The 18,564-nt window shown below is 53.8% G+C and carries 15 protein-coding genes; 8 read left to right on the plus strand and 7 right to left on the minus strand.

Going from position 1 to position 18,564, the window contains the following annotated elements:
- The first annotated feature begins 51 nt into the window (after positions 1–51).
- The 4 genes from CLV60_RS02245 (at position 52) to CLV60_RS02260 (ending at position 5,208) form a co-directional block, all read left to right on the plus strand.
- Positions 52–1,032 (plus strand): ThuA domain-containing protein, encoded by a 981-nt coding sequence (locus CLV60_RS02245; RefSeq protein WP_106593740.1) that lies wholly within the window; start codon positions 52–54, stop codon positions 1,030–1,032.
- Between the two features lie 468 nt (positions 1,033–1,500).
- Complete coding sequence (locus tag CLV60_RS02250) at positions 1,501–2,493, plus strand: tail fiber domain-containing protein (RefSeq protein WP_170118695.1); 993 nt, start codon at positions 1,501–1,503, stop codon at positions 2,491–2,493.
- Between the two features lie 65 nt (positions 2,494–2,558).
- On the plus strand, positions 2,559–3,995 hold the full coding sequence (locus CLV60_RS02255) for a T9SS type A sorting domain-containing protein (RefSeq protein ID WP_106593742.1): 1,437 nt from the start codon (positions 2,559–2,561) through the stop codon (positions 3,993–3,995).
- A 25-nt stretch (positions 3,996–4,020) separates the two neighbouring features.
- Positions 4,021–5,208 carry a tail fiber domain-containing protein gene (locus CLV60_RS02260; RefSeq protein WP_106593743.1) on the plus strand — a complete coding sequence of 396 codons (1,188 nt, stop codon included), beginning with the start codon at positions 4,021–4,023 and terminating at the stop codon, positions 5,206–5,208.
- A gap of 7 nt (positions 5,209–5,215) precedes the next feature.
- Here CLV60_RS02260 and CLV60_RS02265 read toward each other — a convergent pair whose 3' ends face one another.
- A complete protein-coding gene (locus tag CLV60_RS02265; protein WP_106593744.1) occupies positions 5,216–6,502 on the minus strand; it encodes a glycosyltransferase in 1,287 nt (428 codons plus the stop codon).
- A gap of 220 nt (positions 6,503–6,722) precedes the next feature.
- Positions 6,723–7,028, minus strand: coding sequence for a recombinase family protein (locus CLV60_RS02270; RefSeq protein WP_106593745.1), 306 nt, complete (start codon positions 7,026–7,028; stop codon positions 6,723–6,725).
- A 161-nt stretch (positions 7,029–7,189) separates the two neighbouring features.
- Between CLV60_RS02270 and CLV60_RS02275 the strand changes: the two genes are divergently transcribed.
- The gene (locus tag CLV60_RS02275; RefSeq protein WP_106593746.1) at positions 7,190–7,624 is read left to right on the plus strand and encodes a hypothetical protein; all 435 of its coding nucleotides are present in this window, start codon (positions 7,190–7,192) and stop codon (positions 7,622–7,624) included.
- Here the strand turns inward: CLV60_RS02275 and CLV60_RS02280 are convergent.
- Complete coding sequence (locus CLV60_RS02280) at positions 7,618–9,015, minus strand: serine hydrolase domain-containing protein (RefSeq protein ID WP_170118696.1); 1,398 nt, start codon at positions 9,013–9,015, stop codon at positions 7,618–7,620. The genes CLV60_RS02275 and CLV60_RS02280 overlap by 7 nt on opposite strands.
- A gap of 288 nt (positions 9,016–9,303) precedes the next feature.
- On the opposite strand from CLV60_RS02280, the gene CLV60_RS02285 reads away from it, so the two are divergent.
- Together CLV60_RS02285 and CLV60_RS02290 are read left to right on the plus strand one after the other, a co-directional pair.
- Complete coding sequence (locus CLV60_RS02285) at positions 9,304–11,706, plus strand: ABC transporter permease (protein WP_106593945.1); 2,403 nt, start codon at positions 9,304–9,306, stop codon at positions 11,704–11,706.
- A gap of 114 nt (positions 11,707–11,820) precedes the next feature.
- A complete protein-coding gene (locus tag CLV60_RS02290) occupies positions 11,821–13,206 on the plus strand; it encodes a sulfatase-like hydrolase/transferase (RefSeq protein ID WP_106593748.1) in 1,386 nt (461 codons plus the stop codon).
- A 5-nt stretch (positions 13,207–13,211) separates the two neighbouring features.
- Here the strand turns inward: CLV60_RS02290 and CLV60_RS02295 are convergent, their stop codons facing one another.
- The 4 genes from CLV60_RS02295 to CLV60_RS02310 all read right to left on the minus strand — a co-directional run bounded on the left by CLV60_RS02295 (position 13,212) and on the right by CLV60_RS02310 (position 17,613).
- Positions 13,212–14,417: a HupE/UreJ family protein gene (locus CLV60_RS02295; protein ID WP_229210776.1), complete on the minus strand. Its 1,206-nt coding sequence runs from the start codon at positions 14,415–14,417 to the stop codon at positions 13,212–13,214.
- An 8-nt stretch (positions 14,418–14,425) separates the two neighbouring features.
- Positions 14,426–15,541, minus strand: a complete 1,116-nt coding sequence (locus CLV60_RS02300) for a DUF3500 domain-containing protein (protein ID WP_106593749.1) — start codon at positions 15,539–15,541, stop codon at positions 14,426–14,428.
- 171 nt (positions 15,542–15,712) lie between these two features.
- Complete coding sequence (locus CLV60_RS02305; protein ID WP_170118697.1) at positions 15,713–16,411, minus strand: LytR/AlgR family response regulator transcription factor; 699 nt, start codon at positions 16,409–16,411, stop codon at positions 15,713–15,715.
- On the minus strand, positions 16,408–17,613 hold the full coding sequence (locus CLV60_RS02310; protein ID WP_106593750.1) for a sensor histidine kinase: 1,206 nt from the start codon (positions 17,611–17,613) through the stop codon (positions 16,408–16,410). Before CLV60_RS02310 ends, CLV60_RS02305 begins: the two co-directional genes overlap by 4 nt.
- A 180-nt stretch (positions 17,614–17,793) precedes the next feature.
- Here CLV60_RS02310 and CLV60_RS02315 point away from each other — a divergent pair, with 180 nt between their 5' ends.
- Positions 17,794–18,546 (plus strand): SDR family oxidoreductase, encoded by a 753-nt coding sequence (locus CLV60_RS02315; RefSeq protein ID WP_106593751.1) that lies wholly within the window; start codon positions 17,794–17,796, stop codon positions 18,544–18,546.
- The last annotated feature ends 18 nt before the right edge of the window (positions 18,547–18,564 follow it).

Genomic DNA, 18,564 nt, shown 5'->3' on the forward strand with positions numbered 1-18,564 from the left:
CGCACATTCATTTAACTTGGCCGGTCGCAATATCCCATAACCCGTCTATTTATGACATTCAATAACAAATTCCTGATTTTCCTGCTCGCATTACTAAGTGCGGGGGCCGCTTCGGTTTCGTCATTTGCCCAGAAGTCGCCGCTGAAAGTGCTCATTGTGGATGGGCAGAACAACCACGAGCAATGGCCGAAGATCACCGCCATGATGAAGTACTATCTGGAAGACAGTAAAAAATTCGCCGTGGACATCCAGCGTACGCGCTACACCTGGCAGGGCGACAAGCTCGCACAGGAGTACCCGGTTAAAAACGGACCGCAGACCGAGGCATTGAAGCAGCCTAAAATGGATTCCGCATTTCATCCCAAATTCTCGAACTACGATGTCGTGATCTGCAACTTCGGCTGGAACGCCGCGCCGTGGACAGCGGATGCTCAGAAGGATTTTGAAAAATTCATGAAAAACGGAGGCGGACTGGTGGTCATCCACGCGGCCAATAACTCATTCCCGCAATGGCCTGCTTACAACCAGATGATCGGCCTGGGCGGCTGGGGTGACCGAACCGAAAAGGACGGCCCGTACGTGTATTACGACCAGAGCGGCAAAGAGGTGCGCGATATGCAGCCGGGCAAAGCCGGTTCGCACGGTGCGCAGATGGAGTTCAAGATCACCGTTCGTGAACCTAACCACCCGATTACGAAGGGTATGCCTGCGAACTGGCTGCACAGCCGCGACGAGTTGTACGATCGCCTCCGCGGCCCGGCCGAGCATATGCAGATCCTCGCCACGGCATTTTCGCCTAAGACCAATAACGGCACCGACCGCAACGAACCCATGCTGATTGTCCTCCGCTACGGTAAGGGCCGCATTTTCCATATGGCGCTGGGCCATGCCGACTACTCCGTGGAATGTGTGGGCTTCGTTACCTGCCTGCAACGCGGCAGCCAATGGGCGGCAACCGGTAAAGTGGATATTCCTATTCCAGCCGATTTTCCGACTGAGACAGAAACCAAGCAGCGTAAGTTTGCGCAGTGATTGAATAAAATAGCTGATGTAAAAGCGCCGCGGGACCCATTCCCGCGGCGCTTTTTTGTAAATAGTTATTAAACGGTTTTGAAATGAATCCTCATGTTGAATATTGTTTGATAACCAGTTAGTTACAAAGATGTTTTACGGCAGGCCGGACTGGCTTTCGGCGGCTTTGGAGTGATGAAATACGGCCGCTAACATTTTCTACAAATGAGATTGTTTCGGAGTAGTAAATATTTTGTTTATGTAGTCGTATTTTTGGAATTAGTTGTATTATTTATAACAGCACCTAATTCTATCTCTCTTATGAATCCAACTTTTACCAATGTGTTTTCCGCAAGAAAACTGTCAAAGCCATTTTCCTGGCGACCTGCCATTAAACCTCTTGTTTGCGCTCTACTTGTACCGGTGAGCGTATACGCGCAAAAGACGGACACGCTCATGGTAGGGCGTGACGCTTCCCAAAACAAGAACATGATCATTTTTCAAGACGGAGCGTTTCTGTTGGGCGGGGTATATGATGGAGACGCATCAGGCGTTGCCATACCGATCGAAGAGGTCGGGACGCGCATGATGTGGTACCCGGCGAAGGCCGCCTTTCGCTCAGGAGGCGTGTCCGGTGCGCAGTGGACGGCCGCCAATATCGGCGACTATTCCGTTGCAATGGGTCAGGATGTGCGGGCTTCGGCATCCAATGCAACTGCCTTTGGTTTAAGATCTGTGGCTGCACAACAATCCTCATTCGCTGCGGGGGAGCATGCGACGGCAAGTGGAGCGGCCTCGGTCGCATTGGGCTATCATTCACATACCAATGCACGGCAGGGAAGCTTTGTTTTCGGAGACAGGTCCACAGTGGATACGATCCGGGCCGGAGTGAATCACTCGGCCAATTGGAGGGTGAGTGGCGGGTTCCGGATATTTACCGCATCCAACCTCAGCACCGGTATGACGTTCCAGAGCGGCGCTTCGGTGAGTAACTGGGGGCAAGCCAATGCGGTTATTTCTACATCGACGGGGGCCATGCTGTCAACCGGCGGGGTATGGACGAATGCATCGGATGTGAACCGTAAACACCGGTTTGAACAGATATCCAACGAACAAATTCTCGAAAAACTCCGGAAACTCCCTGTTACGAGTTGGAGCTATAAGACAGAGGTAGATAGTGTCAGGCACATTGGGCCTATGGCGCAAGACTTTTACGCGGCGTTTGGGCTTGGTAGCGACAATCGAAGCATCGGTACCGTGGATGCCGATGGTGTGGCCTTGGCCGGTATCAAAGCATTGGAAGAGCGCACCCGTAACCTCGCCGCAGAACTGGAAAATCTGAAAGCGGATAATGCGGCACTTCGCCAGCAAATGAAGGACAATAGCGGCAATTCCTGGATGGGCTTCGCAGGCCTCGGATTGCTGATATTGGGGCTGGCGGGAAGCTTGTTACTGGCCCGCCGACGTGTAATCGCGGGCTAAGGCAGGTTCTGGTCCTCGCACGTTGGTCCTCTTCAACTCTCTGTTTTTAACCAAATCTATTCCAAATGAAACCAATATATATTCTGGCGGTCCTTGCCGGGCTCGGCGGTAGCGCCGCTGCGCAGGGCTTGTCCAGCGCCGGCGGGACCGTGACCGTCAAGGGCGGTATTTTACAAGTGAAGGGCAACCTGGAACTGGGTGGAGGCTCTTTTACCAATAACGGCAACATTTTTGTTTCCGGTAACCTGGTCAACAACCAGGCCATGACGGAAGCGGATACCGGGGCATTGACGCTGGATGGCGCCGCTACGCAAACCGTGAGTGGTACCCAGCCTTATTTTACCCGCCTGTTGAATATCGATAATCCGGCGGGTATTGTGCTGGATAACAGTATCAAGGTAGGCGGTAGGGCTACTTTCACTAACGGACTCGTGGACGCGACCAACGACGTAGCCGCATTGATCATAGGGGATACCGCCGCCGTGGTGGGTGTGTCCGATGCACGACACGTGAAGGGCTACGTGGTCAAAAACGGAACAGGTAGTTTTGTGTACCCTGTCGGCGATGGCGTGAGATACCAGCCCATTACCCTCGACCTGACTGACAATAGCGCCGGTATGAGCGTTCGTTATTTCGACGGAGATGCGGGAACAGGTACGTTCACTACGACGGGGGCTTCTTCCATTGCGCTGGAAGCCTATAACAACCAGGAGTATTGGGATCTTGCGCCGAAAGGCACCGCAACGGGCAAGGTTATTATTACTTATGACGACTACAAGAATCCGTCGATCACCATATCCGAAAACCCGAATGTTTTCAGCGTTGCGCACCTTACGGGTGGTAACTGGCTCAACGAAGGGCACAATGTGACCGGAACGCTGACCGCCGGCTTTGTAACGAGCGAGGTAATATCGTCGTGGAGCCCTTTCACACTCGGTGCTGTCCCGGAGGCCGGATTGCCCGTTACGCTGGTCAGTTTCAATGCGAAGGTGGTTGAAAAGAATGCATTCGTTGAATGGCAGACCACCAGCGAAGAGAATGCCTCCCATTTTGAAGTAGAGCGAAGCCTCGATGCGCGGAGATTCGAGAAAATCGGTACAGTGGCTGCGGCCGGTAACAGTAATGCCCTGCAACGCTACAATTTTACAGACCGTTCGTTTGGAAGCCAGCTGCAAACTGTTTACTACCGGCTCCGCTCCGTTGACCTGGACGGTACATTCAGCTTATCGAGAGCAGTTGCCCTGCAACCTCGCGGCGCGGGCCAGTATGCGGGCGTATACCCCAATCCAGCGCGGAAAGCGAGTTCGGTGACTGTTTCATCGGGCATTCCTGCGAATGCGGTCAGCCTTTGGGATATGCTGGGTCGGGAGATGTCTGTACGTACTTCCTCATTGTCCGATGGCTCCGTACAAGTTAACCTGAATGGCGTTGCTTCGGGAATGTACCTTCTTAAAGTAGTCACTAGCCAGGGTGTGGTAAATCACAAGCTGGTTGTTGAATAAATGTCTCTCCCTTGATCCTTTTGATATGAAGCGAATCGTCATTACTTCCCTTTTTGTTGCAGCATCTTTTTATGCCCATGCCCAGGTCGGTATCGGTACCACCACACCCCGGGCCGGATTGGACGTGGCGGACAGCAGCGTTGTTTTCGCCGCTCCCGGTGATGTTTCAGGAGCCAAACCCACACCCGTTGAAGGCGAAGGGCGCCGTATGATGTGGTATGTGGATAAGGCCGCATTTCGGGTAGGTCAGGTGGGCTCTTTCGGGAGCACCTATTGGAATAGAGCCAACATTGGGAATTACTCGTTTGCGGCCGGCCAGAATACCCGTGCTTCTGGCGATCATTCTTTCTCCGTGGGTCTGGCGACTACCGCATCCGGCGATGAGTCGGTGGCGCTCGGGAATAACGGCACAGCTGCGGCAGACAGGTCACTGGCATTCAACGGCACGGCGAGCGGTGTTGGGGCCGTTGCAATAGGAAGTGGTGCGCAGGCTACCAGTGACGATGCCCTTGCCCTGGGCCCCTCGTCCATCGCAGGCGGTTTGGCTTCCGTAGTAATCGGACCTTCCATTGCGAACGGGGCATTTGCGGTGGCTATCGGTCTGCAAAACAGCGCGCGGGGGAATTTCTCAGTCGCACTGGGCAAGAATGCGCGGGTAAGACACCAGGGTTCCATCGTGATCAGCGACGGAAGCGCCGGTTTCAGCTCCGACAGCGCATATAGTACCGCCAACAACCAGCTCACCATGCGTTTTGCGGGCGGGGCACGTGTGTTCACCAACCAGGGCCTTACAAGCGGCGTCGAGATTACTGCCGGCGGAGGATCGTGGAGTGCGGTCAGCGACAGGCGCAAAAAAGAGAATTTCGAAGTATTGAATACCGAAAATATCCTCAGTAAAGTGGCGCAGTTGCCGCTTACCAGCTGGAACTACAAAAGCCAGCCTGCAACCACCCGGCACGTGGGCCCGATGGCCCAGGATTTCTATGCCGCATTCGGGCTGGACGGCATCGGGAACGATACGACGATCAATTCCTCCGACATCGACGGCGTGAATATGGCGGCTATCCAGGCGCTGGAAAAACGTACCCGGCAATTGCAGGAAGAAAATGATCAGCTGAAAGCCAAACTGGAAGCGATGGATGCTAAAATGGCTTCGATTGAAAAGCTGATCATGGGCGTACCGCGGAAAGAAGAAGTGTCAGCTTCCCGGTAATCAGGTTTCAAACCAATTCTCCAATATACCGGCTTGCTATTTGATTGGCCGGATAACTTTTGAACTCTTCACTGAGCTGCTGTGCCTGGCGACGGTATTTGTGATCGGACAATACCGTTGCTACGGCCCGCCGAATCTGGGCGGCCCCGGGCGTTTCGGTTTTCAGGTCTATTCCGACGCCGTTGAACTGCACACGTGCCGCGATGTCGTCTTTGCCCTCGTACACCCCCGCAACCACGATCGGCAGCCGGTGTTGCAGGGCGAGCATCACGCCTCCGTAACCCCCGTTCGTTACGTACACGCTCGCGTAGGGCATCACAGCGTCATAATCGATGAAATCCTCGATGAGGAAATGTGTTTGCGGATAACGCTGGCGCAATGCCCCGGTACCCGAGCCGCCGGTGGTGACGATCACCATCGTTTCCGGATCATTTTTGTAGGCTTCGAGCGTTGGAACGATAATCTTTTCGACATTACGCTCAAATGTGCCCTGCGTGGCCAGGATAACCCGCTTGTATTTTAAAGTAGTATCAGCCTGCGCAAATGACGCTTTGGCGTTCGGTTTGTTGGGCAGCAATGGTCCGACAAACCGGACATTCGGGCTCAGTTTTCTGTGCGGATAGTCGAAACCCGGCACGCCGCTTTGCAGGTACAGACTGGCATTCCGGAACACCGCGTCGAACATGAACCCCGGCTCCTGCGGCAGGCCGTAGCGGGCGCGGAGTTCGTTGAACAGCACACTGCACGGCTTCATGATCATGTTAAACTGAAAATGGATCTTGGCACGTTTTGCCCAGCGTACCACCGATCTTGCCAGGACATTCTGTTCGGGATCGTCCGAGGGCAGGTTCAACTCGCTTTCAAACAAAGGCAGCACACCCACGGCCACCCCTTTGATGGCCAGCAATTCCTGCACAAACAATGCACCCAGGCACGCCAGGTCGTAAACGATCAGATCGAACGGCCATTCTTCGTGTACTTTCACAAGATCATCAACATACCCTGGAATCGGACTTAGGAAAGTGTGTTTTACATCGAACCGGGCGCGGGCGATCGGGTTTTTGATCTTTTTTCGTTCCGGGAACAGCTCGTCCATATTCTCCTGGTTGATCACCGGGGCTTTGACACTCGGGTAATGGACGAGCCCGAGCTTCGTGACGCGCGCGCCATAATGCCCGCCCACGTACCAGCGCACGTCGTGCCCGAGCTGTTTGAGGTGAATGGCCAGGCCGGTAAGCGGGCTGAAATGGCCGTCGAGCGGAACGGTCGCAAAAAGTATACGTTTCAATTTCATGGCTGATATTAATCGTTTTGAATGAGACAAAAGTAGGGCGGAGCAGCGGGGGCGCCTACGTTCACTCAGATGAACCGTCATATGAAGCGTATGAAATGACTTTTATGTATTTTCTCTTGCGGGCGGTCGACGGGCACAGTCAGGCCTTGCCGACGCTGCTGCAACCGGTATAGCCATCGCAAATGATATGCGATGCCACAGCGCTGTTTACAATATGGCTTTAACGGGAGGTTTCCGCGTAGTGATGGGTGGTGTCCCGCAGCGTATCGAAGTCTTCGTCTATGGAAACAAAATGGGCGGATCGGGTGCCCACCTGTACCAGTAATTGCAGGAAATCTGTTTCCGTTCCGGCATGGCTGCTGTGGCACAGTATAAGCACATCGCCTTCGTTCAACCCATTGATTATTTCCGATAGGCCGGACCTGCCGCCGGCTTCCGTTTCTCTGATGATTTGATGGCATCCCGCCATCTGAAGTTTTTCTAAAAAAGTATCTTCCGCCCCGTGTGGCAAGTAGCCTATAAACATTCCCTGATTTAATGATGAGCATTAAAAGTAGGGGATACCGGGGTCAGTGCCGACCAATAGAGATTAGAAAAAAATTAAAACCTTTGATTCTATTAAAATATTGATAATATTTCTGAGAGCGTTTATGCGTTCTTGAATACTCCTCTAACAGCACCCATAACATGAATTTGAATGAAATCCGCGCCGAATTGGTCGCGAAAACCGAGCGTAAAATCCAGGAAATGAAAGCCAGAAACATTGTCCTGCCCGAACGAAGGGCGGATATGTGCGAGCTTTGCGACCAGCTTTCGCAGGAAATTTACGACTTCGCCGTCAAAACCACCCTTCAAATCGCCGACCGGCACCATCTTCGCGGACGGGCAGCCAACCTGCTCGATGAACTTCACGAAGACATTTACGCGCTCACCAATGGAGCGCTGGACATTCTGGTAGCAGCCTCTGCCTCGCAAGGCCCTGGTGCCGGGAACTCCCAAAGTCTCCAACCTGCTGTACGGAAGCAGCGGACAATGCGCACTCCGCCTAAATTCTTCCAGGTACTTTACGCCTGGTTCAAAGGTTTGCGCGGGTACAAACAACCGGCGGCTTTCTGCTACTGATTTTTGCCGCGTGCGGCTGCCTGGTCCAGCATGGAGCGGGCAATTTTGTTGTCGGGATCTTTCCGGACGGCCCGCTGTGCATATAAAACCGCCATATCGTTCTTACCCTGCTGTTTATACGCTTCGGCGATGAACTGGCAGGCGATGGCATAGTCCTTATCCTGTAAATCCAGCAGGAGACCAAGCGTGAACACCCTGATCGCGTCGTCGATGCGGTTGCGGCGCATGAGGAATTTGCCGGTATTGACAAGGTCGCCGATCGGGAACGAAAGGTCGTAAACGTCTTTTTTTGTCTCAGTGGCTGTGCGGTAAAATGCAACGCCCGCATCGAAATCAGTAAGCATTTCCTCGCGGAGTTCGAGGTATAGCGAGCGTTTGGGCACGATGTAAGGCTTATCGTCGAGGATCGAGAGGATTGCCGTCGTGAGCTGCCTCACTTTGAAATTCTGGTTACTGGTCGTCAGGATCACGAACCGGTCGTTTTTCAGGTCGTGTGTGATCAATGCTTCGTAATTGAAATTGGATCCGTGGTGCTGATGCCAGACCAGCTCGCCATTTTCGAATCTTGCCTCGCCCAGGCTGCTTTCACCTTCGCCGAAATGCTCGGAAAGCTGTTGGATAGCCGTTTTCCTGACGAGTTTGTAGCTATCAACCGCCGCAATGAACCGATAGAGGTCCTCGGTCGTTAGCCGGGGCCAGCCGGAGGTCGTTTCGCGGGGCTTTTCATTGATAAACTTGTTGTTGAAAGCGATTGCCATTGTGGTGTCGTTTAAAGGCAAGTCCATCACGGTATGCTTCATTTGGAGCGGTTTCAGGATATTTTTTTCTACAAATACCTGGTATTTCAAACCCGAAACCTGCTCGACGATCCGCTGTTGCAGGTACACGTTCGAATAGCTGTATATGTATGCTTTCCCCGGTGCGTTAGCGAGGTTTTTGAGCGAAAGAAGCTCATTCCGGACATCCCGATTGCTATTCATAGCGCCGGCGGGGAGCCCGCTGGTATAACTCAGCAGGTGCGAAATACGAATGCTGTCGGCCCAGGCGGGAAGCTCGGGCAGGTATTTGCGAATGGGGTCGGTTACAGAGAGCTTGCCTTTTTCAGCGAGAAGCATGATCGATATGCCGTTGAATTCTTTGGCAATGGAGCCGATATCGAACCGTTTTTGCATGGTCAGCGGGTATTGCCGGCTTCCGTCCGCGAACCCTACCGCGGCTTTGTAGATGGTCTGGCCTTTGTTTACTACCATCACATTTCCATTGAAGACACCGATGCGGTGCGCTGCCTGCATCAGGGAGTCGATGCGTCGGGGAAGAGGGGTGGTTTGAGCAAAAAGTATATGGGTCAGTAGGTTAGAGAACAGGATGAGCGTGAGGAATTTGTTTTTCATACAATATGGCTGATTAGATGAACGTGCTGGTTCAAGTATCATGCCAGTTTGTAACTTTTTGATACACAGTGCATTTTAAAGTTAATGCGATGTTCGGAAGCGAACGGGGCTGTCCGTTTTCAATTCATGAAGGCCGTGCAGCGACGGACGAGGGCGTCCGTTTTCGGACAGGATGTTTTGGTTAATGTTTTGAATTTCAATGTATTATTGAAATGGCATGCATTTATTAGCGTTTCACCACAACCGATCCTTTTCTCCCGCGCCCTGCCAGGCCCAAATACAGACAATATGTTTAGGAATTATCTGAAAATCGCCTTCCGGAACCTGACAAAGCACAAGGCTTTCAGTTTCATCAATATTTCCGGCGTTTCGTTGGGATTGACCTGCTTTTTGCTGCTCGCGTTATATGTGAAGGACGAGCTGGCCTACGACCGGTTTCACGAACATGCCGATCGTATTTACCGGCTGAACCGCACCTTCCTGGCCAACGACGGTACGGAATCGCTGCGGCTCGGACATGCGGCACCGCCTTTTGGCCCGCTCGTGAAGCAGGACTTCCCGCAGGTTGAACAGGTCGTACGCTTGCTGGAAACCGGGGCGTTGGTAAAATATGGCGAGAAGCGCTTTTCGGAGGACCAAATGTTTGCCGCCGAGGCGAATATTTTCAAGGTATTTACTTTTAAAGTAGACCAGGGAAACCCCGATAAGGCACTCGAAAACCCTTTTTCGATTATGTTTTCGAAGCCTATGGCGGAGAAGTACTTCGGGAATGAAGATCCTGTCGGGAAAGTGGTCCGGCTCGACAACCAGTTCGACTATACCGTAACGGGTGTTTTCGAGCCGCTTCCCGCGCAATCGCATTTTCACCCTAATTTCCTGGTTTCCTTTTCCACCCTGAACGACGATCGTATTTACGGCGCCGAGGGGCTTCGTACCAACTGGGGCAACAATTCTTTCTCGACATTCCTGCTCTTGCCGAAACATTATGATGCACAAAAGCTGGCCGCCGCTTTTCCGGCATTCCAGAACAAGCACATCGATCCCAAGGCGTCGAAATATTCCGTGCTGACGCTCACGAAACTCACCGATATTCACCTGCGCTCTCACCTGGATTCCGAAATCGAAGCGAACGGGGATATTCAATATGTATATCTGTTTTCGGCGATTGCGATTTTCATTTTGCTGATCGCCTGCATCAATTATATGAACCTCGCAACCGCCAAATCTGCCACGCGTGCGAAAGAGGTGGGCATGCGCAAGGTGATCGGCGCGGTGCGCACGCAGCTCGTGAACCAGTTTCTGAGCGAATCGGTGGTACTGGTCGCAATTTCGGTCGTGATTGCCTTTGTGGCCATGGTATTATGCCTGCCGTTATTTAATAATTTCACCCAGAAACAGCTTTCTGTTTCGGCATTGCTGGACCCTGCATTCCTGGCGATTTTGCTGGGTATTACGATCTTCACAGGACTGGTAGCCGGGAGTTATCCGGCATTCTTCATGACGGGTTTTCAGCCAATCGCGGTATTGAAGGGCAAGATTGCATCCGCTCTTAAAAACGGCAAGCTACGGCAGACGCTCGTGGTGGCCCAATTTGCGATCGCCGTCACGCTGATCATCAGCACGGCCGTCGTTTACAACCAGATGCGCTTTATACAGAATTATAAGCTGGGGTATGCCAAAGACCAGGTGATCACGTTTAGTATGCCCGATGACTCGACGATGAATGTCGAGGCGATCCGCCAGCGGTTCAAGGAACATGCAGGGGTTCGGGAAGTAGGGCGTTCGTCACGCATACCGTCGGGCCGGCTGCTCGACTCGTGGGATGCGTACGTCATGAAAGGCGATTCGATGGCGCCTACGCAAATCAATATCAAGTCGCTTTCCGTGGACGAGGATTTCATTCCCGCGTACCAGATCCGAATGGCCGCAGGTCGGAATTTCTCCCGTCAATACCCGACCGACCGCACCAACGGGTTTATCCTCAATGCAACTGCCGCCCGTTTGCTGGGCTGGAAAAACCCGGAGGAGGCCATTGGTAACCGTTTTGGTTATGGTGAAATGCGGGGACAAATCATTGGTGTGACGGCCGATTACCATTTCGAATCGCTGCATCAGAAAGTGGCGCCTATCGTGATGTTCTACCAGCCGGGCCGCCTCGGGCGCGTATCCGTGCAGGTGGCGGGCAAGGATATTCAGGGCGCATTGGCTCACCTGGGCTCGGTGTGGAAGAGTCGTTTCCCGGATGTGCCGTTCCAATACGAATTCCTCGACCAGCGCTTTGGCAAGCTTTATGCCCGGGAGCAAACCCAACAGCTGTTGTTCGGCATATTCGCGGGCATTGCGATCCTCATTTCCTGCATGGGCTTGCTGGGGCTTTCGATGTTCATGGCCGAGCTTCGGACGAAGGAAATCGGCGTGAGAAAGGTGCTGGGCGCTTCGGTACCCAGCATTGTGGGGCTGCTCTCAAAGGATTTCCTCAAACCGGTCGTTGTGGCCATCCTCATTGCATCGCCGATTGCATGGTATGGCATGAAAAACTGGTTACAGGACTTTGCCTATCATACCGACATCCAATGGTGGGTGTTCTTGCTGGCCGGTATGCTGTCGATCGCCATTGCATTGTTTACGGTGAGTTTCCAAAGCATTCGAGCAGCGCTGATGAACCCGGTCAAAAGTTTGAGAAGCGAGTAAGATCTTTAAATTAATCTGTCCTATTCTATGGATTTGGTATATTAGCAAACTTGGACCAACCCCCGGAGTGCTTATGCTGGCTGTTCCGGGGAATTTACTGCTATATGCCATCTTATGAGACGAACCAGATTAGTCAGGTCATTAGTTTGTATTGTACTGCTATTCAGTTTGCTGCCTGCTGTTGCCCAGCGGAAGGCGGCGCAATCGCCGCCGAACATCATCGTAATCCTCACCGACGACATGGGTTACGGGGATATCGGTGCCTATGGCGGACGTTTTGTTCCCACGCCAAATATCGACCGCCTTGCGGCGGGCGGTCTTAAACTCACGCAGTATTACAGTGGCGCGCCGATCTGTTCGCCCTCGCGGGCGAGCATTCTCACCGGCATGCAACCCGGAAAATGGAACTTTACCACGTTTCTGGACACCCGAAAGCACAATAAGGACGCGGAACAGATTGACTACCTGACTCCGGAAGCACCTTCCATAGCCCGTTTTTTCAAGAATGCGGGCTATGCCACAGGGCATTTTGGCAAGTGGCATATGGGTGGTGGGCGAGACGTGACCAATGCGCCCGGCTTCGCGCAGTATGGCTTCGACGAGCATGCCAGCACCTACGAAAGCCCCGAGCCGGACCCGGCGATTACCGCTACGAACTGGATCTGGTCGGAAAAAGACAGCATTAAAAGGTGGGGCCGCACCCAATACTTCGTCGACAAAACGCTGGATTTTATGAAGCGGCACAAAGGTCAGCCGTGTTTCATCAACCTCTGGCCCGACGACGTGCATACGCCCTGGGTACCCAAAGTGGAAACCGAGTATACCGGCAAATTTCCGATGAATCCGCAGGAGGAAGCCGCATTTAAGGGTGTTCTCAAAGAATATGATGTGCAAATCGGGCGATTGCTCGACGGCCTGAAAGCGCTTGGGCTGGCCGAGAATACGATAGTGATCTTCACCAGTGACAATGGTGCACTCCCTACTTTCGGCGGTGCACGGAGCGGAGGCTTCCGGGGATCGAAGCTGTCGCTGTATGAAGGGGGCATTCGAATGCCTTTCATCGTTAGCTGGCCCGGTCATATTCCTGCTGGTAAAGCCGACGACCGATCAGAACTGCACGCGACCGACCTTTTGCCGACTTTATCCAAGCTGGCAGGGGTAAGGATCCCTGAAAGCTATCATGGCGACGGCCTCGACCGATCGGGTATGTTATTGGGCAAACCTTCGTTCCGAAAAAAGGAAATGTTCTGGGAATACGGGCGGAACGATATTGCCTATAATTACCCGAAAGGCAATGACCGCAGTCCACGCCTCGCAGTGCGCTCCGGCGAATGGAAGCTGCTGATGGATGCAGACGGCAGTAAAGCGGAACTTTACAACATTGTTAAAGATCCGGCCGAAACGACCAATCTTCAAGCAACGGAGGCAAAAATCACGAAAGAACTAAGCGGGAAGCTGGTTGCCTGGTGGCAGTCGCTGCCGAAGCTGAATGCGCATTAATGCATTCACATCGCCGCGCGCTCGATGATCCAGAAAATGGCGGCCACGGAGGCGAGTAGCGCGCCGCCGACGCGTATCAGCCGATAGGCCGGCCGCCGGCTCAGTGCGATGAGCGCAGGAATGGTAACCGCGATGATCAGTAGCTGCATGAGCTCGATACCCGCATTGAATCCCAGAATGCTGAGTACCATCCGTCCGGTGCTCAGCGACAGGTTCGCGAGCGTATCCGCGAACGCGAGCCCGTGTACGAGGCCGAAGCCGGCGGCTACCCATATTTCTTTGCCAGGGAAAACCGGCCGCCACGCATGGAGCGCCGAAACGAGGATCGATACTGCGATGAGGATTTCAACCGGTTGGATGGGCAAATGCACCCAACCCATCGCACCCAGCAGCAACGTAAGCGAATGCCCGACAGTGAATGCCGTAACGATCCGCAGCAAATGCATCAGGCTGTAACGAACGCCCCCGAAGCTTTCCCAACGCCTGCGCGAAAACAACAATGGCGCGGGAAGCAGCAATACCAGCAGAAAAAGCAGGTGATCCGTACCTTCGGCGATATGCTGCATGCCAAGCTTTACCATAGAGGAGAAGCCGGTCCAGGCATTGCCCGGTTGCAAACTGACAGCCAGCGGTAATATCCTGTTATTGACGATATCCAGCTCGATAACGCCTACCTGCTCCGGGTTTTCTTCGGCGAGCTGCCCGGTTTCCCAATCCTGGCTTATAGATACGAGGATTTTGTGGGTCGCCACCTGATGCAGGACCGCATCGTAATGCAGCGTGAACCGCCGCGTGTCTGCGCCCGCGGGCGGAACGAGGCGCAGGTGCGCAACCAGTTCCCGGTAAGTGCCGTTGATGGTGTTCTGCGTTTTGGTGAAGGACAATGTGCCAACCTCTACACGCCAATATTGATCGTTCGGTGACTGCAAACGGGTGTGAGTTAGTAAATAGGCGCGCAGTTGCTGCTCAAATCGTTGCGCCGACCCGATTTCCGGATCGTTCACAGGTAGCCCCGTTGCAGCTTCCAATTCGCTCAGCGGGATTTGAATCTCGGCATCGATGCGGTTTTCATGTACTGTGAGGAGTACCACAGAATTGGGCATCGGATGTGCCGGGGCTGTGAAAGGCAACAGCGCGGCCAAAATGATTTGGATGGCGAACATCAGCCTCTTTTTGGTGAAGCTGATGGTGCGGAGCAGGCTATTCATCATTGATGCTGTTAGTTGCCGCCGTAATCGGAGCTGTGATCGCGCCATACCGAATGCGGGTGCGGCGTGTCGCGGATAATCACACCGCCCTGGTAGGAGAACTCGATCCAGACACTCGGGCCGTCGATGCGCACGTAGTCATTCTTGGTGGAAACCGCCGTAGTGCCCGAGTAGGCTACGTAGGTATCGGCCAGTTCGCTGGTGTATTTGGTCAAAATCGATGATGCGGACGTGGCATCGAGGTCGTTGACGTACAGTTTGATGGCATTCAATACCAATGCTTGCTTATCGGAAGTCAGTGAGCCGACTTTCAGGCCTGATTTCGTGGCCGGAAACTTGCCGTCCTGGCCGGGGCCGAGCAGCAGGTCGGAATAGGTAGCCGAAAGTTTGGCGGAAGCCTGCTCAGCCGAACTGAATCCGCCCAGCATTGTAGCGAATAACTGGCGTTCCTGTTCGAATGGCTGGTAGGTGGTGCTGCCTGCGGTAATGGCGGAAGCGGGTTCCACTCCCCGGAATGCAGGAGTTACGCCGGTAAGCTGGCCTGCATTAAATGTGTAAGGCTGCGTGTAATGGTGCCCGGTAAACAGGATTTCCCAGAGGCCGGTAGTGCTGGGCGTGCCCAGAAACGACAGGTAGTAGTTTCCTGCACCATAGTCCGACCCGCCACCGACGGTAGTCAGGTAATCGTCGGCTACGAGGTTGCCGAGCATTTCGTCGTAACCTTCATTGCTGGTACCCACCTCGAGAACAGCCACCATCAAATCCCGGAACGCAGCTAGCTGGGTGTCATTCAGCGAGCCTAAGTCAATGCCGACCCTGGCCGACATGCCAGCCGGGAGGTTCGACCATTTCCGGGTATTGGTTTGGTTGTAAGTCAATTGCATGGTGGAAACCTGGCTGCTGCTGAGCGTGGTCTTAAATGCCTCCGCCAGGCATACCACTTTCGCGACACCGCTCGCAGATGAACAGGAGGTATTGGCGCTCGTGGTAACCGCCAGGGCTTCGGTAACCGACGACGTCGCGCCGGTATCGGGTGTTACTTCCGAGGACTCCTCGGAAGAACTGCAACTCAAAGTAAAAAGCGCAAGCAGCGCAAGGCTGGATCCTGCTTTTGTCAGTGCTTTCATGTGGGTAATGTTAGTAATTGTGGGATTTGATGGGTGACCGTCAGCGGTCAGCCATCAATACTCCAAATTTTGCCTCAAAAGCGCAGACGCCGGAAAAACTGTGGCGAATCGTGGGAATGTGGGGGCGGATGGGGGGCCTTTGTGGCGAATCGGGCGAAGTCCTGGGCGGAATTATTGGATGAACCGGTCGAGGAAATCCCTCTCGTAGCTGCTGCCGATGGGTATTTCCTCCTCTTCGATGAGAATGACCTTGTTGCGAACGGTACGGATTTTGTCGAGCGGGACGATGTAGGAGCGGTGCACACGAACGAAATGCTCTGCGGGGAGCTTGTCTTGCATGGCTTTCATGGTTAGCCGCACCACCAGTGCGCGGGTGCCGCGAAGGTGGATTTTGAGATAGTTGTCGAGCCCTTCAATGAACAGGATGTCCGAAAGCGTCACTTTCACGAGCCCATAGTCGACGCGCAGGAACAAATGCGCGGGCTCCCCGCTTTCCATGCGCTCGGTACTCAGCGATTTCAAACGTATTTGTGCCCTTTGCACCGCCTGCCCGAACCGCTCGAATGTGAATGGTTTGAGTAAATAATCGACCGCTTCCACTTCGTAGCTCTCCGCCGCGAACTCGCTGTAAGCCGTCGTGAATATGACCATACTTTGCTGGTTGATGCTCCTCGAAAATTCCAGCCCCGACTCCCGCGGCATATTGATGTCGAGGAAAATCAGGTCTACCGGGTTATTTTCCATGTACAACCGCGCCTCGCCCGTGCGGGTGAAAGATTTGACCAGCGTAATGGAAGGAATGCGACTGCAAAATGCTTCGATCACATCCAGCGCAGGGCGTTCGTCGTCGAGGGCAATGGCTCTGATCATGTCAGTTGAAGGAACAGGTGAACCCGGTAGTCGGTAGCAGTGTCGTCGATCGTGAGCTCGTGCGCGCCCGGATACGTGAGGCGCAGGCGCTCGCGCGTATTGCGCAACCCGATGCCATTCGATTCTTCCAACTGGCTGACCTGCACTTTGTTGTTGGTGACAATGAGCCGCAGCGTATGATCCCGGATGGTCAAATGAATGCCGATCGGCGAATCCTCTTCGGGATTGACACCATACTTAAATGCGTTTTCGATAAATGAAGACAACAACAGCGGGGCGATCAGCAACCCGCCCGGGTCGCCTTCAAGCAGGTAATCTACTTGTACGGAGTCGCGCAGCCGCGCCTTTTGCAGCTCGATGTAGTTGGCGATGTAGTTCAGCTCGGCAGCGAGCGGTACCTTGTCGCGGTGGGCGTCCCGGATGATGTATCGCAGGAAATCCGAAAGTTTGACGATCGTATCGGCTGTCCGTTCATCGTTGCGGATGGCGAGCGAGTAAATGCTGTTTAAAGTATTGAATAAAAAATGCGGCTGGATCTGTGCTTTCAGCTGCTGTAACTCCGCCTGCAACTGATCGTTCTCGACACGCCGCAGCCTGTTGGTGGCCTGGATCAGAATGGAGATCAGCGAGCTGACACTGCCTAGCAGGAAAAATATCGCCAGTTTGGCCGGTAGTATTACGGAGAAGCTTCTTCCGCGAGGACCGGAATCGGGACCAGATTCAGGGCCGGGGCCCGGACCATCGGGCCGTATCGCAGGCGGCTCTCCCTTCGGACCGCCCTGATCGGGAAATGGCTCGTCAAACGGAGGCCGGTGCGGGCCCCGCCGCGGCGCATTGAGCATATTTTCCTCCCAGAACAGCTGCCTGGCCCATGCCACCACGGTGTTTTCGTGCGGTTTCTTGAAAAATACCCATTGCTCGATGCGATAGGGCAAATACACCGCGCCCAATATGCAGATGACGGTAATCGTGAAGTACCTCGTGTAACGTTTGTTGAGGAACCAGCGCGGCACGAATGCCGTGTGGTTGAAATAGGAAAAGAGCAGCAGGAAGCAATAGGCCAGCCCGTTTTGTACCAGGTGCTCGTGCGGATTGAGCGGGTGCCAGCTCGCACCGGTGTAGCTGACATACAGCACCGGCAGAACCGCCAGCGCAATTCCGATCAGTAGGGGTGTTCCGTTCTTTTGCAGCCAGGTCGCCATTCTGCTACAAATTAGTCCCAAAAACGAGAAATGCGCTGAAAAAAGTTGGCGAACCGGGCGAAAGTTGTGGCCAATCCGGCGGTTCTGAGATATTTACAACTCTTGCTGTAATCCTTGTACGCCCGGGGCGAGGCGCGTCGGCCACCTTTGTCATGTTCTTTAACACTAAACAAAACGACCATGAACTCGCTCAAAAACAAAGTAGCCGTTATTACAGGGTCCGCAAGAGGCCTTGGTAAAGCTATTGCAGAACGTTATGCCGCACTCGGCGCCGATATCGTGATCAACTACTCCCGCGACAAAGCCTCGGCCGGGGAAGTGGTGAGCAATATCACTGCCATGGGTGCCCGTGTGATCGCCGTGCAGGCCGATGTCAGCAAAGTAGCCGATATTCACCGCCTGTTCGAAGAAGCGAAGAAAGCATTTGGTAAAATCGATATTGTCGTGGCCAATGCGGGTATCGAAATGGTGGAAACGCCTGTTACGCAATTCACCGAGGAGCAGTTCGATCGCCTGTTTTCCATCAATACCAAAGGCGCCTATTTCACCATGCAGCAGGCGGCGCTGAACGTCGAAAACAATGGCCGCATCATTTACATTGCTTCCAGTACTACGGCATTTCCCGTAGCAGGGATGGCGGTGTACGGCGGCAGCAAAACCACCCCGCGGTACCTGGTGGATGTGCTCTCCAAAGAAATCGGCTATCGCGGTGTGACGGTGAATTCGATCATTCCGTTCGCGGTCGATCATTCGGGTATTTTTGCCGAAGAGGGCAGCTACCCCGAACTGCGTAAATCGTTGCTCGATAGCTGCCCGATGGGCCGTCTGGCCGAAGTGGAAGACGTGGCCAACATCGCCGAGTTCTTCGCCAGCGACCTTTCCTCTTTCGTAAACGGCCAGCATTTGCTGGTGAACGGCGGGGCAAATCAATAGACCAGCCGGGACGTTTGG

Source organism: Dyadobacter jiangsuensis (genome assembly GCF_003014695.1).
GTDB classification, from domain to species: domain Bacteria; phylum Bacteroidota; class Bacteroidia; order Cytophagales; family Spirosomataceae; genus Dyadobacter; species Dyadobacter jiangsuensis.